This window comes from Gluconobacter sp. P5B12 (assembly GCF_018812035.1).
Classification (GTDB): Bacteria; Pseudomonadota; Alphaproteobacteria; order Acetobacterales; family Acetobacteraceae; genus Gluconobacter.
Map to the genome: position 1 here is coordinate 130,884 of NZ_JACRVV010000002.1, position 18,614 is coordinate 149,497.

Below are 18,614 nucleotides of genomic sequence, written 5' to 3' on the forward strand. Positions count from 1 at the left end.
ATAGTTGACTTCACAAAGCACTCCTCCCCACGCCTCACCTTGACCTGGATCAAGTCTGGGGAATTATGTGCTATGGGTGTGGCGGCACAGCAAATGTTACAGGCCGGGAGAGTTCCAATCATCATGACATCAACGCGTATCCCGGACGAAGTCCACGATCGCTGTGCCCACTGCATTGGTCGCGAACATAGTATCTGTAGTGCAATAGACGATTGTGATCTTGCTATACTTGCCAGTGAATCTTCAAAAATGACTGTTCCGGATGGGCGTTCATTTATAGAAGAGGGCGAGCCAGCCCATGATTTTTTCGTTGTGACTGGTGGACGCGTTAAACTTTTTACACTTCTTCCAGACGGACGCCGCCAGATTACCGGTTTTGCTGAAGGTGGAGATTTCCTTGGGCTTGCAGCGTCCACGAGCTATGCATTCGGTGCAGAGGCGCTCGGCACTGCGGTTCTGTGTCGTTTTCCCCATGCGTCGATGCAGCGACTCACAAGCCGCTTTCCCAATCTGGAGCATCGGCTGCGTCAGGAAGCGTCTCGTGAACTGACCCTGATGCAGGCTCGTATGACCCTGTTGGGCCGAAAGACGGCGCGCGAGCGTCTTGCAACCTTCCTGATGGAGCGCGCCCGGCTGCTCTCAGCGCCAGTACCAGAGCCTCATGCGCCGATTGAGCTGGATCTACCCATGCCACGGACCGATATCGCGGATTATCTTGGACTGACTATTGAAACAGTCAGCCGTGTTCTGAGCGCCTTTAAACGGGAAGGTCTGATAAGCATTCGTGGCATTACTCACATTACAATTATGCAACCTGACCGCATCGCTATAATTGCGGAAGGCCTCGAATAGAAGTTTATTTACCGGGAAGCCACATTCCCGCCACGAAGTGCTGGTGTCTTCCTGCCAGATGATTACAGGAGACTTCATGAAAAACCGTATTTTCTTCCGTTCGCTTCTTGCTGTCAGCCTGCTGACCGGTTCGGTTTCAGTAGCCTCCAAGGCCTACGCAGCCGATCCGGCTGCAGCTACGCAGAGCACTCAGAATGACTTCCTTGGGAATCTTGCCCAGAAAGAAGACAATCTCAACAACCGCGTGAAGAACTACCAGACGCAATCTGCTGCGGCCCAAGCTGAGCGCACCCAGAAAATCCAGGCACTCAAAGACAAGTACGCGAATGCACCGGCCAACGAAAAAGCCAACATTCAGAACAAGATTAACAGCGAGCGTGACAAGCTGAATACAGCCCGTACCGCACAGACGGAAAAACTTCAGAAGCTGCGCAATGCGCCGCAGGAACAGAAGAACCGTCTGAATGCACTGGGCAAGAAGAGCCGCAGCGATGCGACGAACTTCCTGAACGGCGGTCTCTGAGACAGCCTCACCAGCCGGATTACTCCGGCTGGCATTCTTTCTTACGTTACAGAGAGCGAAACGCTTTCATAGCCCGGTCCCGACCTTCCTGAAGCTCGACGATCGGATGTGGGTAAGTCTTTCCCAAAATGACGCCAGCGTGGCGCAGTTCATTTTCCCGCGCGTTCCAAGGCTCGAGCAGTGCCTTTCCTGAGAGCTTCTTCAGCTCTGGCACCCATTGACGGATATAATCGCCGTCTGGATCAAATTTCACACCCTGTCTGGTCGGATTAAAAATCCGGAAGAACGGCGCGGCATCAATGCCCGTGCCAGCAACCCACTGCCAGTTCATGGCATTGCTTGCCCAATCCGCGTCCACCAAAGTGTCACGGAACCAGGCTTCCCCTTCACGCCAGTCAATCAGCAGATGCTTCGTCAAAAATGACCCGACGATCATTCTTGCCCGATTGTGCATCCATCCCGTCACCCAAAGCTGTCGCATGCCAGCATCCACAACAGGAATGCCGGTACGTCCCTGTTGCCACGCTTCCAAGTCTGTCTGGCTCGAGCGCCACGACATAGATGAAAATTTCTGATTCAGGCTGGTCTTGGGCAGAAGAGGTTGATGAAAAAGGGTGTATTTCGCGAACTCTCGCCACCCGATTTCGGAGAGAAAAATTCTCGCGCCTTCTTCGGAAGCGCCTTTACGCTGAATCGCGGCCCAGACCTGCCGCGGAGAGACCGCCCCGGACGCCAGATAAGGGGACAGGCGCGAAGTTCCTTCACGCCCTAGCTCGTCCCGGCCGGTTCCATAACGGGTACAGTCATGCTTCACGAAGTCCTCCAGGTGCTCCTGTCCCTCGGTTTCCCCCGGCTCCCAGTTAGACCGCAACCCGGCGGCCCAGTCAGGCTGGGTGGGGAGGAGACTCTTCTCATCAAGACGATGATCCGGAAGCAAATCGTCCTTAACAGGGAAGAACGACAGGTGGGATGGCGCATCTACAGGATCCGGAACGTCCTGAAGCTGAAACGCTTTCCAGAAGGCCGTGAAAACGCGATAGAATTTTTCTTCCTTCGTGCGGACCCGTTCAGGATCCAGCAGGACTGTTCCCCATTCTGCCTTCGCCGAGACGTCGTTTTTGCTGAGCGCATCAGCAATACGGTCGTCCTGTTCCCGTTCTTTGGCATGAAACCGGTGATGCCAGAAAACGCAATTAGCGCCGGTTTCTTTTGCAAGCGCAGGGATCAGCGTCTCTGCGGAGCCATGAAGCGTCAGGAGCGCACCATGGTGTTGAGCCAGAGATTTTCTTAGCTCGGCCAGTGCGCCATGCAGCCACCACCGGGATGCCGCTCCCAGACGGTGGAGTGCAGGTGTCTCATCATCAAGAACGTAAACGCAGATCAGCGGTTGCCCGGTTTCCACAGCAGCCTGTAGGGCGGGATGATCGGCAAGGCGAAGGTCATCCCTGAACCAGACGATGACAGGGGATTCTTTAGTCTGTGACGCGCGGGCAAGCATTCGGCTCTCTTTCCGAGGGTATGAAAGGACTGAGGGTCAAAACCTCGAAAACAGCGCTCACAGAGTGCGTGAGCTGAAATTAAGCGTGCTTTGCGTCGGATGGTTTCACAGTTTGTGTCGACGCGGGCAGCGGCTTGTGCTCCCGGCCAGAATAATTGGTGATAATGGTCCGTACAGCGCCTGCAGCTTCTTCAGCAGCCATGATAGCCGTGTCGCCCCACGCATTATCCAGGGAATGAGCTGGAACATCGTGAAGCTGTGTTGCTGCCCCGGCTTCCTTGCCATCTGGTGTGATGACATGCCAGACGATCTCGATGTGCTGCATCAAAGTTTTATCGACTGTCCCCGCAGTTGTGACCTTCACGACGCCCTGAACCGTAAAATCCGCGTTTTTGGCGTTGGTCTGCACAGAGTTTGTCTTGTCGGGCAACGAGGCATAGAACGCCCGGGCTAGAGAGGTATTTCCGTCGCCGGGCGCTCCTTTAACGCCTTCAAAATAGATATGAGCGGCACGGCGCATGAGGCTGTGAGGGTCCTGCTGCATCATATCCGCCTGAATACCGGTCAGGAGATTGGCCAGTTCCGGAGCTTCCTGCATGGCGGCGCCCTTAATGGCCAACGGATCTCCCGCACTCCAGCCTGCCATATCAACTGGTGCACCATCGCCTTCAGCACGCGCTTTCCCCTCAGGCGTCATGATGACGTAGTGCGGCACTACGGCTCCGTTGCGGGTGCTTGCGCTCAGTTTCAGCCACCAGTCACCAGGTTTTTTCGGCTGGGCAATAGCCGGAACCGACTGCGCCACCATGGCTTCCGCAACGTCATGAGCCCACAGATTTGCAGCATCATCGGACAACAGGGACTCAGAAGATGTCGGAACGGCCAGTCGGGCAGGAGGCAGGTTTGCCGTTGCGAGCTGCCGGGCCTGTTGTCCCGGGTCCGAGAACGGGCGAGGCATGCTGAAGCAGCCAGCCAGACAGAGGGGCAGCAGAACAGGCAGAAAACGGCGCATCAGGGCTCCGGAACAGTGATAAAGAGACCGGCGAAGTGTAAGGGATCACTTCGCCGATGTCGAAACTGCGGATCAGCGGCGGATCAGAATGTAATTGATCGTCACATCGATATCGAAGTGATCGCCCTTCATGTCAGGCGGCACGGGCGGCAGTTTGGCCCCCTGGAACATACCCGTCGTGGCAGCATCCAGTGAGTAGGAGCCGGACTGGCCCGTTAGCCGGACTGTTTTCACATGCCCGAATCTGTCCAGAACAACATGGACAGAAGACGGACCATCCTCTCCGGCGCGGGCGGCATCTTCCGGATAATACATGTGAGACCGGATCCAGCGATCAATCTCGCTGCCGTAGTCTTCACTGACGCCCTTCACGCTGGTGCGTGTCTGATAAGGCGCGTTAATAGCGCCATTCATGCTGAGCGGCCCCAGCGACATGTCAATCGGTCCGCCCGATCCCGCCGCACGTCCACGACGATGCCGGTAGGGTGACGGCTGTTCACCGAAGGACAGATCCATCGGATGGGCGAGTGGATTGTTGTTCTGCGATCGGTTCGAGCGATGGGCACGATGACTGTGCGACGTCGTCTGCGTGCTTCGCTGGCTGGGTGCGGCGCCCGGCGTAACCTGCTGAGACGGCGTGGTTTTGGGAATCTCGGACGACGACTCTTCGGGCACAGGCGGGGCCGATGGCGTTTCAGGCGTCGGCACGGCAGGTGTTGGCGCAGATTGCTGTTGCTCTGGCTGCTGCTGTTCCTGCTGGGTTTCTTCCTGGCTCTGGGCAGGCGGTGGTGGCGGAGCGCCCCCCTGATCATTGGCGCGCGGTCCCTGCATGCTGCTTTTTGAGGGAGGCTGATCAAAGACCATCTCAACCTGCGGCTGCTCACTTCCTGCAGGTGAACCATGCACGCCCTGATGCTGCGTAAGCAGCAGGGCGAGGACTGCCGCATGAAGGCCAGCAGAAATGCAGAACGGAACAATAGGCCCCGGTTCCACAATGGTCTGTGGGCGCATCATGGGCGTCAGGACGGGACGAACCGGGCTTTTCGCAGGTGGGACATAATCCTTCAGCCGGGACCGGAATCCCTTCGGTGACTGAAGATGTGCATTCACAGGGCGTAAGGACGCAGCGAACAGCTTTGGCTCGCGACGCTCCACCTTGCCATTGGCAGACGGCATTTTCCCGCTCATAGGTTGCGGGCCTGCTCAAAAGAGGAAAGGTGGCGGCAAGTCATCGCCAGGCTTTATGCACCAGGGCGGGCGGGTTCGTCATCCGGCAGGCTGGTATCCGGTCTGGGGGTGGGCATCGCGTCTGTCACTATCATGGCAGTAATGGGCAGTTCACGAAAGAGACAAAGCGCCATGTTCCTGGCAGGAAAGACAGCTTCATGACAGACAGTCTCATATCGTGTCTTTCCGTTGATCCGGATGTTGCAGCCGCAGTTCGCAGGATTGGTCCCTGTCGCCTTCAGGGAAGAGGCGATCAGGAGCCATATGACGCCCTCCTCCGTGCCATCGCCGGGCAACAGCTCCACGGTGTGGCTGCGCGCCGTATCTTCGGGCGGCTATGCCTTCTTGGCCCTGAGGCGTCCGAGGATGGCACGCCTCCAGCACCTGATGCCCTTCTTGCTTTGTCCGAAGATGCTCTGCGTGCCTGCGGCCTGTCTGCCAGCAAGCAGAGCGCCATGCGGGGCGTTGCGCAGGCTCGCTTGGATGGACTTGTGCCCAGCCGACAAGATGCTGATGCACTGGAAGACGAGGACCTGATCCAGCGGCTTATAACCCTTCGTGGTGTCGGACGATGGACCGTTGAGATGCTGCTGATGCTGACGTTGAACCGGCCCGATGTGATGCCGGTGGATGACTTTGGTGTCCGGGAAGGCTGGCGCCGGATTAAAGGGCTGGACATTGCGCCGAAGCCCAAAGCCCTGAAAATTGAAACGCTTCCCTTTTCCCCACATCGCTCCGCGCTGGCCTGGTATTGCTGGCGCGTGGCGGAAGAAGGGCGAAAAACTGCTCCCAACGTGTTGACGGGTTAGTCTGGAGAGTTGGCCGGTTCGTTGAGGAACGTCATCATTTCAGCAATGAAAGGGCGGGGCTGCTCCGCATGAAGCCAGTGACCTGCGCCCTCCAGCGTTTGTATCCGGGCATGGGGAAACAGTGCCATGATCAGGGGGTGGTGCTCCGGCCTGACATAGTCGGAATTGCCCCCACGAAGGAAAAGAGCAGGCCCTTCATAAGGAATAGCCTGAATTTCAGGCCAATCTTCGATCAGACGTATCCCGTGCGTAATGTCATCAAATCCAATGGCCCAGCCCGGCGTGCCGTCGAGGCGAACATTCTGAGCCATCAGTTCCGCGACGGCTCTGCTGCCTGTGACGGGTTCCAGCAAGTCCAGCGCGCCACTCCGGGTCAGGTCTGGCGGAAACGTGATGGCATCCAGTCGGGCAATCATATCTCCATGGCCCTGCTGGGTCCGCGCGGGGGCCATATCAGCGACCATCAGGCGGACTACACGGTCTGGCTCTGCCAGAGCGAGCATCATTGCAACCTTCCCACCCATGGAATGTCCGACGACCGAAAAGGAATCGACCCCGAGATCATCAAGGGTTTCCAGCACATCGTGCGCCATGGCGGCGTAGCTAACGGGACCGTGCGGACTGTCTCCGTGATTGCGAAGGTCCAGGGCGATCGTCCGAAATGTCTGGGCTGCCTCACGCTGAAGAAAACCAAGATTACGGGCGCGTCCAAACAGTCCATGCAGGAAAACGACCGTTTCCTGTCCATCCCCGCGTTCGATGGCGTTGAGTTTCATGCATGATCCTTCCATGACAGCGGTTGATCGCAAGCAGCGTTCCAGCCAAACAGAACTACACCTGCCGCCGGGGAGACCTCTTGTCCACCAGTCCCACCCGTAACGAATTGCGTTTTCGCGTGAGTCGCCATCTGCGCGAGCTCCTTCGTCACCCCACTCAGGCTCCCGTGACGCTGCGTGCGATGGTGCGAGCTGACGAGATCTGGCTGACTGTTCTGGCTGCCGTGGTCGGGGGACTGTCCGGGCTGTGTGTTGTGATTGTTACAACCGTCACCCTGTTTCTTCACAGCGAACTATTCGGTCGCGGGAACACTGTGGACGGTCACCTTTCCGGCCTGACATGGCTCCCTCCATGGCGTCTTCTCCTCGTCCTGACACTGGGCGGCCTTGTCCTTGGAATATTCGGTGCGGTGGTTGCAAAAGTTATGCCACGCCGTCCGGTCGATCCCATTGAAGCCAATGCTCTGCATGGTGGTCGCATGTCTGTGCGAGACAGCACGATCGTTGCGCTTCAAACGATCTTGTCCAATGGCATAGGGGGCTCCATCGGCCTCGAAGCAGGGTTTACACAGATTGCCTCTGCTCTTGGGTCCCGCATTGGCCAGTCTTTCCGGGTCCGTCGTGAGGATCTGCGTGTTCTGGTGGGCGCGGCTGCTGGCGCGGCTATCGGTGCGGCATTCAACGCGCCCGTGGCAGGGGCTTTTTACGCCTTTGAACTCGTGATTGGCTCTTACTCTCTCGTCAGTTTGTCACCCGTCGCTGTGGCGGCTCTTGCCGGTGTGGGTGTGGCGCATCTGTTCGGTCACATGCCTGCCGCGGTTGTGATTGCAGACCCGGGGACCCTGACGTGGGATGGGAGTGTCAGTGTTGTTGTCATCAGCATTCTGTCTGCTCTGACCGCCATCGGCGTCATGTATTGTGTGACCCAGACCGAGGTTCTGTTTCGCAAGCTCCCTGGCCCTGTGTGGCTGAAGCCTGCTGTCGGCGGACTGATGGTTGGTGGGTTAGCAGTCATTCACCCATCAGTCCTGTCGGCGGGACATGATGCCATGCGAGTGGTTTTTGCGGGATGGATTACGCCCCGTCTGGCCCTTGGCCTGCTGATATTGAAAGCGCTGGCCTCCTGCATTTCCATCGGCTCCGGATTTCGCGGGGGGCTGTTCTTTGCATCTCTGTACCTCGGTAGCCTTGCCGGGACAGTGTATGGCGCGCTGCTTGAATGGATCGGCTTGGCGCCAGTGTCCCTGACGGCTTGTGCTCTGATTGGCATGAGCGCCATGGCCGTGGCCATCATCGGTAGCCCCATGACCATGGTGTGCCTGCTTCTGGAACTGACAGGCAGTATTTCCATGAGTGGTGCAACATTCGTGGCCGCTGTTTTGTCGCTCCTCACTGTGAGGCGTCTGTTCGGCTACAGCTTCGCCACATGGCGCTTTCATCTGCGCGGTGAATCCATTCGCTCTGCCGTGGATATCGGGTGGATGCGCTCTCTGAACGTTCGGCGCATGATGCGCGGACAGGTGCGAACCATCTCTTCTGACACCCCCCTGAACCGGGCACAGGCTCTTTTTCCGTTGGGCTCCGCGCAGAGAATTGTCCTGCTGGATCGGGACAGCCGCTATGTGGGGATGGTTAACGTGGCAGAGCTCCAGGCCGTTCCCGCGGCCTCAACGCCTGTTCAGAGCCTCGCCCATTTCGAAAACGCCATGTTGACGCCTCTGCTGACAGTTCGGGAATCTGTAGAGCTGTTCGAACGTGCAGAAGCCGATGCCCTCGTTGTCGTGGAAGATCTTCAGTCCCGTCAGGTGGTTGGTATCCTGACGGAACAGCACGCTCTGCGTCGCTATGCCGAAGAGCTTGAGCGCAGTCGCCGAACACTGGCCGGCGAAGAGGGATCAGCCGTGTGACGGTTCACCCTTGGCATTGACGTCTATGCGCTTCAACATGACAGTCCATTCACAGGAGAACACTCATGTCCAACACCCCTGAAGATCGTCTCGCCGCCCTTGAAATCACGTTGCCGGAAGCTGCTGCACCGGTTGCGAATTACGTCACGACTGTCCTGACAGGCAATCTGCTGGTCGTTTCGGGGCAGCTTCCTCTCGTGGATGGCAAGCTGCTCATTACCGGCAAGCTGGGCGACGAAGTCTCTAATCATGCAGGTGTAGCCTGTGCACGCGCATGCCTCATCAACGTCATTTCCCAGGCCAAGGCCGCTCTGGGCGGTGATCTGTCCCGCATCAAGCGGGTTGTGCGTCTCGGCGGTTTCATTGCCTGCACACCTGAATTCACGGAACATGCTGTTGTCATGAACGGTGCGTCCGATCTCGCGGTTGAAGTCTTCGGAGATGCAGGTCGTCACGCCCGTTCCACAATCGGCGTTCCAAGCCTGCCAGTGAATGCACCGGTTGAAGTGGAAGCCCTGTTCGAAGTCGTCTGATTTCACCGGACTGGATGGGCTTCTTTCCCATCCAACTTCATGGAAAAGACAGCAAAACGTTGTCTTTTCCATGCCTGATCAACACGTTTGCCCTATGGGTTATGTACGTTTGCAGGATCAGCCGTCATGAGCGCCTCTACTCCCCCACCATCAGAAACGACTGAGTGGACGCTGACGCTTCATGCGTCCATCCATGAAATCGGCCCGGCTGAATGGAATGCATGCGCCGGCGACGAAAATCCGTTTGTGTCCTTCGGGTTTCTTTCGGCTCTGGAAGACAGTGGATCCGTTGCGGATCGAACCGGATGGCTTGTCAGACATGCTGCACTACGCGCTCCCAATGGAACGATCGCAGCGCTCGCTCCTCTCTATGGAAAAGCCCATTCCATGGGTGAATATGTCTTCGATCAGTCCTGGGCCCGGGCCTATGAGGCTGCTGGAGGGCACTATTATCCCAAGTTCCAGTGCGCGGTTCCGTTTTCTCCAGTCCCCGGTCCGCGCCTTCTTGTCCGGCCTGATCAGGTGGAACCACAGGCCGTCGCACGAGCGCTGGCATCGGCTTTAATGCAAGCGGCCGGGCAGCTAGGTCTGTCCTCCGTACATGCGACATTTTGCGATGACGCCTCGATGGAGGCATTTGAAAGCGCTGGATACCTCAAGCGCTTAGGCATTCAGTATCACTGGCAAAATCAGGGATATGCGTCTTTCGAGGATTTCCTGAATGCCCTGTCATCCCGTAAGCGCAAGGCCATTCGCAAGGAACGAAAAACAGCCCAGACCGCTGGCCTTACATTCGTGACAAGGCAAGGAGCGGACATTACCGCTGCGGACTGGAAAGCCTTTTATCGATTCTATCAGTCTACGGTCGATCGAAAATGGGGGAGTGCTTACCTGTCTGAAAGCTTTTTCCCGATGCTTTCAGAGCGCTTAGCCAATAGCGTCGTCCTGATGCTCGCGGAGTATGAAGGTCGCCCTGTGGCGGGGGCCCTGAATCTGATGGGGAAAGATACTCTCTTCGGGCGCAACTGGGGATGTGACGGTGAGTGGCCCTTCCTCCATTTTGAGTTGTGCTACTATCAGGCCATCGATTTCGCCATTGCCCATGGGTTGACCCGTGTGGAAGCTGGCGCTCAGGGGGAACACAAGATCCAGCGTGGCTATCTGCCAGCTCTTACGCGCTCTGCGCACGCCTTTTTGGATCCAGGACTAGGAAGAGCTGTTGCGGCTTTTCTTGAAGAAGAGCGGAGCGCTCTTCTGGATGAAGCCGAAGCCCTGGCAGCAGGCTCTCCATACCGTCAGGACGACTCGTCCTGACGGGTGCAGTTAACGATTGGGAAAGGGTCTGACAGTTAAGCTTCCTCCATGACAGTGGAATGCCGGAGCTTCAGCCGTGGAGAACAGCACCTATATTGCCCTTTCGCGCATGGATGCCCAGCAACGCGCCATGTCGGTGGTGGCAGACAACATGTCCAATGCTTCCACGGTTGGTTACAAACGCGAAAACGTTCTGTTCAGTGACTACCTTTCCCGGCAGCACGGAAGTACCCAGCCCACGGGCGCTGAGACCCAGGCCTATACTCAGGATCGCGCGACCTATCGTGACTTCCAGCAGGGCGACATGCAGCAGACGGGAAACCCGCTCGATCTTGCCTTGGGTGGAGAAGGGTATTTCCAGGTGCAGACCGCCAACGGTGTGCGACTGACGCGCGCTGGCCGCTTTGAAAAGCAGCAGGACGGAACGGTCGTTGACGAAAGTGGTAACGCCCTTCTGGACCGGGAAGGGCAGCCCATCGTGCTGCCCGCAACGGATCATCAACTCACCATTTCTTCGGACGGTGTCATAACCACTGAAACCGGTGAAACCGGGCAGATCGGTATCGTGACTGCACGGGACAATAACACTCTCCAGGCTGAGGGCAGTCATCTTCTCCGATCAGACCAGCCAACCGATGCCGTGGACAGGCCTTCGATCCTGCAAGGCATGGTCGAAGGCAGTAATGTGCAGATGATGTCCGAGGTCACGAAGATGATGGATATCCAGCGCAATTTCGATTTCATGGCGCAGTTCGTCAACGCCGAGGCGACACGTCAGCAGAACGCCATCGATAAAATCGTTCAGGTCTCCGCCTGACAGACGTCCTGACGGGACAAGGATTAAAGCCACATGCGCGCACTCGATATCGCTGGAACGGGCATGCAGGCCCAACAGACCAACGTTGAAACCATTTCCAACAACATCGCGAACATGAGTACGACCGGATACAAACGGTCCCGTGCTGAGTTCCAGGATCTCATCTACCAGAATATCCGTCGGGTCGGCACGAGTTCGTCTGATACAGGCACGACTGTGCCTGCTGGTGCACAGGTTGGTCTGGGCGTGAAAACAGCCGCTATTTATCGCATCAACGATCAGGGTAGTCTTGAACAGACCAGTAACTCTCTGGATCTAGCCGTGCAGGGCAAGGGATACTTCCAGATCCAGCTACCCTCCGGACAGTTGGCTTACACGCGAGACGGCACATTCTCGATGGACAATACGGGATCGCTCGTCACAGCAGATGGTTACCAGCTAAGCCCGACCATCACGATCCCCAATAACGCCCAGAGTGTCAGCATTGATCAGTCCGGGCAGGTCAGCGTAACCGTCGCCGGGCAGAACAATTCAACGGTTGTCGGTCAGCTCCAGCTTGCGACCTTCACGAATGAAAATGGCCTGGATGCGATGGGTCAGAACCTGTTTACGCCCACCACAGCTTCTGGCGATGCGATGCTCGGAACCCCGAACACAACGGGCTATGGCAGTGTCATGCAAGGCTATGTTGAAAATTCGAACGTCAATGTTGTGACGGAAATCACAGATCTCATTACGGCGCAGCGTGCATATGAAATGAACAGCAAGGTCATTACGTCAGCAGACGACATGATGCAGACGCTCAACAATCTTGGCGGCCGCTAACCGTGAAAGGAGGGTGGTGGCAAGTCGGACTGCTGGTGTTTTCAGTTGTCGCAACGGGTTCCGTCCATGCGGCCACGCTCCGCACTAATATCAGTATCGATCATGCCCGTGTTCATCTTTCCGATCTGTTTTCAGGCCTGACGTCAGCGCAGGATGCCGATATCGGAGACGCTCCTGCACTTGGCGCGAATTATGTTGTAGGTGGCCCGCAACTGACAGCGATTGCTGCACAGTTTGGTGTGGACTGGCCAGACGCATCCCCTTTGGTCTCCACAACCGTGACGCGGGCAACACGTTTAATCGGGGAAGATGATATTCTACCGGTTTTGCGCCAGGGGCTGGATCTGCCTCAGGATGCACATGTTGAAATTACCCTAAGTGGTTTTCGGCTCGTGCCGGTTCCTGCGCAGGAGCAGACGGTTCCCATTCTTCTGCATCTGGAGCGTCCACCACGAGGGGGTGGCCATTTCAATGCTCGTATGGAAGTTCCATCCAGATCGGGTGGGAAAGCAACATCCTTTTCGGTGAATGGCTCTGTGACCATGGAGGTCCGGGCCGTGACGCTTCGTCATGGGCTTCGTCCGGGGCAGCCTGTGCTGCCTGAAGATGTGAGTGTTACTTTGGTCCGGTCATCCGATGTGCCTGAAGACGCGTTGCAGACCGTTGATGATGCAGTTGGCCTGGAAGCAAGAGGCAGTCTGTCTGCGGGACAGGTTCTGGCATCCTCGCAACTTGTGCACCCTCAATTAGTGCGCCGGGGATCGCCCGTGGTTCTGTCGTACACCTTGCCGGGAGTTCGCCTGACAGTGTCAGGAACTGTTCTGGAGGCAGGCGGCAAAGGCGATACTGTTCATATCTACAATGCCAACAGCCACATGGTTTTGACGGGGCGCGTCATCGGACGAACTGAAGTAGAAGTCATCCCGGACATTGCCCCTCTTTCTGCTGACAGCCGAAACCGTCCCGCAGCCATGAGCTTGCCTACGTTATAAAGAAGCCTGAAACGCTGATACATTTCAGGCTCCAAAATGAACAGCAGTCCGCTCGTCTGGCTTAACTCTGGTTCTGCACACTGTTGGGCATAGCGCGGTGCTGGAAGAGCTTTCCAATGCGGAGCATCATTCGCCGGACCCATTTTCCAATCGCATCCATCCAGAGATAGACGATCGGAGTAGTATAAAGCGTGAGCAACTGACTTACGATCATGCCTCCGAGCACAGAGACGCCCAGCGGGGCTCGCATCTCGCTCCCGTAACCATGTCCGATGATAAGCGGTACGGCACCGAGGGCCGCAGCGAGAGAGGTCATGAGAATTGGGCGGAAACGCGTGATGGATGCTTTGAAAATGGCATCCTTGGGCGACAATCCATCATGGCGCTCTGCATGAATGGCAAAGTCGATCACCAGAATAGCGTTCTTTTTCACAATGCCTGTCAGCAGGATGATGCCGATAACAGCAACAACGCTGAAGGGCATTCCAAAGCACCATAGCCCTATGATGGCGCCAATGCCGGCAGAGGGCAGCGTGGAGAGAATGGTGATGGGATGAATCAGGCTCTCATACAGAATGCCAAGCACAATATACATGACGGCAATGGCTGCTGCGAACGCCAACAGTGCATTGATCATGACTTTGGTTGTATCGCCCGCTGTCCCGGTGAATTCGCCCAGAACACCTTCTGGAGCATGGGTGCTTTTTAGCGTGTCCTGAATGAGCTGAACACCTTGGGCGTAGGTCACGCCGGGCGCCAGATCGAAGGAAATAGCGGTCGAATAGTACCCCGAACGATGGGTGACATCGAGCGGCTGCTGTTTCCAGAGAATGGAAGCCACGTTTTCAAGCGGGATCATCTTTTCTGTCGAAGACGATACAGCGGCACCGCTGGAACTGTTGCCGGAAATCTGGTTGGCCAGTGAGTTCTGAATGGACGCCGTTGCAAGAGATGCAAACGTGCTTTCAGTTCCGCTGGTGGAGGCCTTGGCTCTAATCAGGTTGGACGCCACACCACCTGCCGCTGTGCCAGCAGAAGTTGAAATCCAGACCTGATGCAGCATGTTGGGATCAGTTCGATACTGCGGCCCCAGAACCATGACGACCCGGTGTGTCGTCAGGGGAAGGTGGATCGTGGAGACGATGGTCTGGCCGTAGGAATCATATAGAACATTCTGGATGAGCTGCGGTGTGATGCCATACCGTGCTTCCGTATCGCGATGGACCGTGACGTAAGCAGCGACGGACTGGCTTTCTGTCGCAGAAGAAAGGTTGACCAGCTTTCCTGAGGCCCGCAGCGCCCCAAGCATTTTGGGAAGATAGCCCGTGAGGCTGGCAATATCTTCACTGCGCAGAACATAGCGGTAAGCACCGGTGTTCTTCTGGCTGCTTCCCCCTTGGCTATTGCCGCCGACATTCCAGAACATCACGTCTGCTCCCGGTTCAACGGGAACAGCCTTGCGAATACGGGCCAGCACTGTGGCTACCGGAGCGCGCTCGCTTTTTTCCTTCAAATGCAGGTAGAGCTGACCGGAGTTTTTATCGTTACTGAAAATAGTCGTGGATGTTACGTCCGGGTCCCGCTGCACGATTGCACCGACAGCACGCAGCCTGCGGTCAATTTCATCAAAGGACATGGTCGCATCGCCTTGGATGCGACTGCCAATCAGGGAAATATCCTGCTCAGGGATAAATTCCTTGGGCATGACGATGACTGAACCCACGAGCAGGATAAAACTCAGGGGAAGGGTCAGACCCATAAGGATCGTGTGCCGCAGACACCAGTGCATGGAGCGAGCGTAAAGACGTACGAGGCCATCCAGCCCCGCTTCAGTAAAGCGCACGATGGCGCCTGTAAGACCCTTACGGGGAGCGGTCCCATGATCAATTTCAAGCATGCGGGCGCACATCATGGGCGTCAGGGTGAGGGACAGCCACATTGAAATCACGATGGCTGAAATCATCGTCATGCAGAACTCGAACATGATCGAGCCTGCAGTACCCGGCAAAAACAGCAGAGGAATAAACACCGCTACAAGCGAGGCACTGATGGACAGGACCGTGAAGCCGATTTCTGACGAGCCAACAATGCTGGCTTCGTAATGATCCATCCCGTCTTCAATGTGCCGGGCAATGTTCTCGAGCACCACAATGGCATCATCGACAACGAACCCGACAGCGATCGTCAGGGACATCAGAGATAGAACATCCAGAGTAAAGTTGAAGTAGGCCATTGCGGCCAGCGTGCCGGACAGGGCAATCGGCACAGTGACGGCCGGGATGACAGTGGTCATGACCCTGCGGAAGAAAAGCAGGATAACCAAGACCACCAGAATGACGGAAATGATGAGGGCGTCTCTCGCATCATCAAGGGCAGCGCGAACGGAGCGGGATGTATCCAAGCCAACAGTTAATTTGACGCTACCCGGCAGACCCTCTCGCAGTTTGTCCAGATTAGCGTTGATCCCATCAACGATCGCCACTGTGTTGGCGTGGGGCTGGCCGGAAACGATGAGCGTAATGGCCCGGTGACCATTGATGTAGCTCGTTTGATAAACGTCCTGCACACCATCGTAGACGTTTGCGACGTCCTTGAGGCGGACGGGATACAGTCCGTTCCGGTAGCCGACAATCAGATCCCTGTATTCGCTCGCTTTGACGGCCTGATCATTGGTCGACAGCAGCATGCGTGTGCCATGACTGTCGATGAAACCCTTTGGGGTGAAGGCATTGGCAGAGGCGAGGGCCGAGCGGATATTCTCAAGCCCGATGCCCCATTTATACAGAGGTCCCGGATTAAGCTCCACACGAACGGCCGGGTTCGATGAACCAACGACCTCCACGCGGCCTACCCCTTTGACCTTCGCCAGATAAGGTTTGACCTGAATATTGGCCACATCATAGAGCTCGGCCTGTGTCAGCTGGTCTGTCGTGACACTGAGCAGGTAAACCGGGAAACCACTGCCATCCAGTTTGAAGGCCTGCGGATCATCGTCGAGTGTGCCAGTGGGAAGATCGCTGCGGGCAGCCCGAAGAGCTGCCTGTACGTCTCGCAGGGCACCGTCAATGTTCCGGGAGGACGAGAACTCAATGAAAATCTGCGCCTGACCCTGGCTCGTGTCAGACTCAATGCTCTTCACATCGGCAATGGAGCCAAGACGCCGCTCCAGCGGGGTCGTGACAGATGTTGCCATCTGCTGCGGGTCCGCACCCGGCTGTGATGCCACGACCATGATATTGGTTGTGGTGGCATCAGGCATCGTCGCAACAGGCAGAAGAGGATAGCAGATGACGCCGGCCATGAAGATGGCAAGAGACATCAGGATTGTTGCGACGGGGCGGTCAATGAAAAAGCGGCAGAAATTCATGCCGACAGCTTATCCCCGATTATGGTCTTTGGGTCATTACTATTAGGACACGAAAAGTCATTTTCGTACCGTGAGAGTGGTCAGTAATCGGGCATTCCGCCTGGTTGGGATGAAGGCTGCCTGCAATAATAAAGTTCAGCTAGGCGCGGCGGCAAAAGGTCTGTCAGGCGCGCTCCTAACCCCAGCCAGAAGGGAAACATAATTCGCCTCTGACCGCGCAGGGTTCCGCGTAAAATGCGACGGACGGCCTTGTCTGTGGAGACCAGCCCCGGCATGGGAAAACGATTGGCCTGTACCATCGGGGTTTCCACAAAACCGCAACAGACGCTTGTAAGTGAAATGCCCTGTCGCTCCAGACTGGGCGCACTGGCAACAATAAAGCGATCAATTGCAGCTTTGGACGCTGAATAAGACGGTGTGCCGGGATAAGAGACGAAGCTCGCGACCGAAGACATCACACAGATGCGGCCTCGCTGGCCATTTGCATCTGGTTTCTGCTGTCGCATCTGCTCGATCGCTGGAAAAACGGTATTGAGGGCACCTGTCAGATTCGTCTCGAAAATGGCTCTGGCGTGCTGTTCCCGTTCCGCGACCAAAGGAATATCCCCAGCGGTAGGAGGAAGGCCGCCAGTCAGGCCCGCGCAGGCAAAGACCATGTCCAGTCTGGAGGGTGCAGACTTTTTGATCCAGTCCTCCATTTCTGGTCGGTCTCGAACGTCTAGAGTGCGCGTGTGAACCGTTGAGCCCAAGGGCTCACACTGGGACTTAGTGAGCGCCAGACCTTCCGGATGGATATCGCCCAGAGACAGGAACTGCCCAGGCCGGGAAAGGCGCCGTGCCAGTCCCTGACCAATTCCAGAACCGGCTCCTGTAATAAGGATCGTCATTGTGCGGGGCAGTTATTCGCGGGCTTCTGTCCGGCAAGAAGGGTCCGCGCGAAACTGTGGGCGTCTGTCGTGACAGCAGGCAGGGTGCCGCTGTGGCTGGCTCCGCCATAGGTTGTGTGGCTGACGGAGGTGCCTGCTGCACACAGCGCATTCACCAGACGACGCTGCTCGGTTGGGGAGGAATGCAGATCCTGCGCGCCCGTCGCAATCATGACAGGCGTTGAGAGCGACAGGGACGGATATTCAGCCCATTTCAGTGCTGGCGCCAATACAGCATCGGCGCCGGGCTTGAGCATCGTCGCGGGGGTCAGGCCTGAACGATGGACCAGCGGAAAAAAATCCGAGCTGCATGTGTTTGCGGCATCGTGCATGAGGGCAAGAGCCCGGTTTGTGAAGACAGCGTTGGCGTCAAACGATGGGTCGGCCTGAGCCAGAGACGCGCCAAGAGACAGGAGCTCCGGAACAACTGGGGAAAAACTGCGCGGATTACGAGGATGCAGAAGATCCTGAATACCCTGCGCATCCAGATAGGGCGGGGCAACAGCGATCGTTCCCAGAATATGCAATTGAGGCGCGTAGGATGCCGCCATTGCAGAGGCCGCCAGAGCAGCCTGAGCGCCTTGCGAATGACCACTGAGAAGCACTGTCGTTGAGATCGAAGGAAGGCGTTCGTGAGCAGCTCGCACGGAATCCAGGACGCTCATCCCTTCTGAACGGGCATTGAGAAGCAATGCCTCGCCGGGCTCCCCAAGACCCGGATAGTCTGTGGCAACGATCGCAAAGCCCTGTCGCAGCCAGGGACCATAAAAGCGTTCCTGCACAGTCCCGAGGCCCATAACAGAAGGCGCACATGTCAGATGCAGGCCACTTTCTCCATGAGCCCAGGCCAAGACAGGCCACCCACCAACGGGCGGCTTGCCTGCGGGAACCAGAACTTCCGCTGACACCCGAACAAGCTGCTTTGGATTACGGGCATCTGCGCTGCGATAAGTGAGGCGCCAGGCCTGGCCCGGAACATGGGAAATCATGTGATCCAAACGCATGGCTTGACCCGCTGCCACCGGCACGCTGACGGAATAGGAGTCTCCGTCATCCTGCGATGCACAACCGGACAGGGCGGCACCGAGAGAGGTAAGGCTGAAAAGTGTAGCGCCCATCGTTCGGCGGAAGCGAATGAATGTCATGGTAACTCATGGTCTCCTGAGGAGGAAAACGCATCATAGCAGCGCCGGTTGTCTCCGGGGAGCCATCCTGACTTGGAGGCGAGGCCATCCG

General features: G+C 56.9%; 16 protein-coding genes. 9 read left to right on the top strand and 7 right to left on the bottom strand.

All coding sequences use genetic code 11. The features are described 5' to 3' along the window. The first annotated feature begins 249 nt into the window (after window positions 1-249). Together KP702_RS04630 and KP702_RS04635 are read left to right on the top strand one after the other, a co-directional pair. Window positions 250-852: a Crp/Fnr family transcriptional regulator gene (locus KP702_RS04630; protein ID WP_306795930.1), complete on the top strand. Its 603-nt coding sequence runs from the start codon at window positions 250-252 to the stop codon at window positions 850-852. Window positions 853-928: 76 nt separating this feature from the next. Then, window positions 929-1,375, top strand: coding sequence for a hypothetical protein (locus tag KP702_RS04635; RefSeq protein WP_202206933.1), 447 nt, complete (start codon window positions 929-931; stop codon window positions 1,373-1,375). A 46-nt stretch (window positions 1,376-1,421) separates the two neighbouring features. Here the strand turns inward: KP702_RS04635 and KP702_RS04640 are convergent, their stop codons facing one another. From KP702_RS04640 to KP702_RS04650, 3 genes are all read right to left on the bottom strand, one after another. Then, window positions 1,422-2,873: a deoxyribodipyrimidine photo-lyase gene (locus tag KP702_RS04640; protein WP_215768585.1), complete on the bottom strand. Its 1,452-nt coding sequence runs from the start codon at window positions 2,871-2,873 to the stop codon at window positions 1,422-1,424. Window positions 2,874-2,952: 79 nt separating this feature from the next. Further along, entirely contained in the window at window positions 2,953-3,885 is a 933-nt protein-coding gene (locus KP702_RS04645; RefSeq protein WP_202206935.1) for a hypothetical protein, read from the bottom strand. 72 nt (window positions 3,886-3,957) lie between these two features. Further along, window positions 3,958-5,073 (bottom strand): energy transducer TonB, encoded by a 1,116-nt coding sequence (locus tag KP702_RS04650; RefSeq protein ID WP_202206936.1) that lies wholly within the window; start codon window positions 5,071-5,073, stop codon window positions 3,958-3,960. 197 nt (window positions 5,074-5,270) lie between these two features. Between KP702_RS04650 and KP702_RS04655 the strand changes: the two genes are divergently transcribed. Further along, entirely contained in the window at window positions 5,271-5,921 is a 651-nt protein-coding gene (locus KP702_RS04655) for a DNA-3-methyladenine glycosylase (protein ID WP_046900471.1), read from the top strand. On the opposite strand, the gene KP702_RS04660 is transcribed toward KP702_RS04655, so the two are convergent. After that, window positions 5,918-6,697 (bottom strand): alpha/beta fold hydrolase, encoded by a 780-nt coding sequence (locus tag KP702_RS04660; protein ID WP_202206937.1) that lies wholly within the window; start codon window positions 6,695-6,697, stop codon window positions 5,918-5,920. The genes KP702_RS04655 and KP702_RS04660 overlap by 4 nt on opposite strands. A 131-nt stretch (window positions 6,698-6,828) precedes the next feature. Here KP702_RS04660 and KP702_RS04665 point away from each other — a divergent pair, with 131 nt between their 5' ends. The 6 genes from KP702_RS04665 to flgA all read left to right on the top strand — a co-directional run bounded on the left by KP702_RS04665 (window position 6,829) and on the right by flgA (window position 13,085). Then, window positions 6,829-8,604 (top strand): chloride channel protein, encoded by a 1,776-nt coding sequence (locus KP702_RS04665; RefSeq protein WP_202207250.1) that lies wholly within the window; start codon window positions 6,829-6,831, stop codon window positions 8,602-8,604. A 65-nt stretch (window positions 8,605-8,669) separates the two neighbouring features. Beyond that, window positions 8,670-9,137: a RidA family protein gene (locus KP702_RS04670; RefSeq protein WP_010503058.1), complete on the top strand. Its 468-nt coding sequence runs from the start codon at window positions 8,670-8,672 to the stop codon at window positions 9,135-9,137. Between the two features lie 126 nt (window positions 9,138-9,263). Next, window positions 9,264-10,451, top strand: a complete 1,188-nt coding sequence (locus KP702_RS04675; RefSeq protein WP_202206938.1) for a GNAT family N-acetyltransferase — start codon at window positions 9,264-9,266, stop codon at window positions 10,449-10,451. A gap of 76 nt (window positions 10,452-10,527) precedes the next feature. Further along, window positions 10,528-11,268 (top strand): flagellar basal-body rod protein FlgF, encoded by a 741-nt coding sequence (gene flgF / locus KP702_RS04680; RefSeq protein ID WP_202206939.1) that lies wholly within the window; start codon window positions 10,528-10,530, stop codon window positions 11,266-11,268. Between the two features lie 33 nt (window positions 11,269-11,301). Beyond that, complete coding sequence (flgG, locus tag KP702_RS04685) at window positions 11,302-12,093, top strand: flagellar basal-body rod protein FlgG (RefSeq protein ID WP_046900475.1); 792 nt, start codon at window positions 11,302-11,304, stop codon at window positions 12,091-12,093. Between the two features lie 35 nt (window positions 12,094-12,128). Continuing rightward, the gene (flgA, locus tag KP702_RS04690; protein ID WP_237389874.1) at window positions 12,129-13,085 is read left to right on the top strand and encodes a flagellar basal body P-ring formation chaperone FlgA; all 957 of its coding nucleotides are present in this window, start codon (window positions 12,129-12,131) and stop codon (window positions 13,083-13,085) included. Window positions 13,086-13,146: 61 nt separating this feature from the next. On the opposite strand, the gene KP702_RS04695 is transcribed toward flgA, so the two are convergent. The 3 genes from KP702_RS04695 to KP702_RS04705 all read right to left on the bottom strand — a co-directional run bounded on the left by KP702_RS04695 (window position 13,147) and on the right by KP702_RS04705 (window position 18,523). Continuing rightward, window positions 13,147-16,452 carry an efflux RND transporter permease subunit gene (locus KP702_RS04695; RefSeq protein ID WP_237389875.1) on the bottom strand — a complete coding sequence of 1,102 codons (3,306 nt, stop codon included), beginning with the start codon at window positions 16,450-16,452 and terminating at the stop codon, window positions 13,147-13,149. Window positions 16,453-16,532: 80 nt separating this feature from the next. Beyond that, window positions 16,533-17,339 carry an SDR family oxidoreductase gene (locus tag KP702_RS04700; RefSeq protein WP_202206941.1) on the bottom strand — a complete coding sequence of 269 codons (807 nt, stop codon included), beginning with the start codon at window positions 17,337-17,339 and terminating at the stop codon, window positions 16,533-16,535. Beyond that, window positions 17,336-18,523 (bottom strand): lipase family protein, encoded by a 1,188-nt coding sequence (locus KP702_RS04705; RefSeq protein WP_202206942.1) that lies wholly within the window; start codon window positions 18,521-18,523, stop codon window positions 17,336-17,338. The genes KP702_RS04700 and KP702_RS04705 overlap by 4 nt, the downstream gene beginning before the upstream one ends. Window positions 18,524-18,614: the final 91 nt, after the last annotated feature.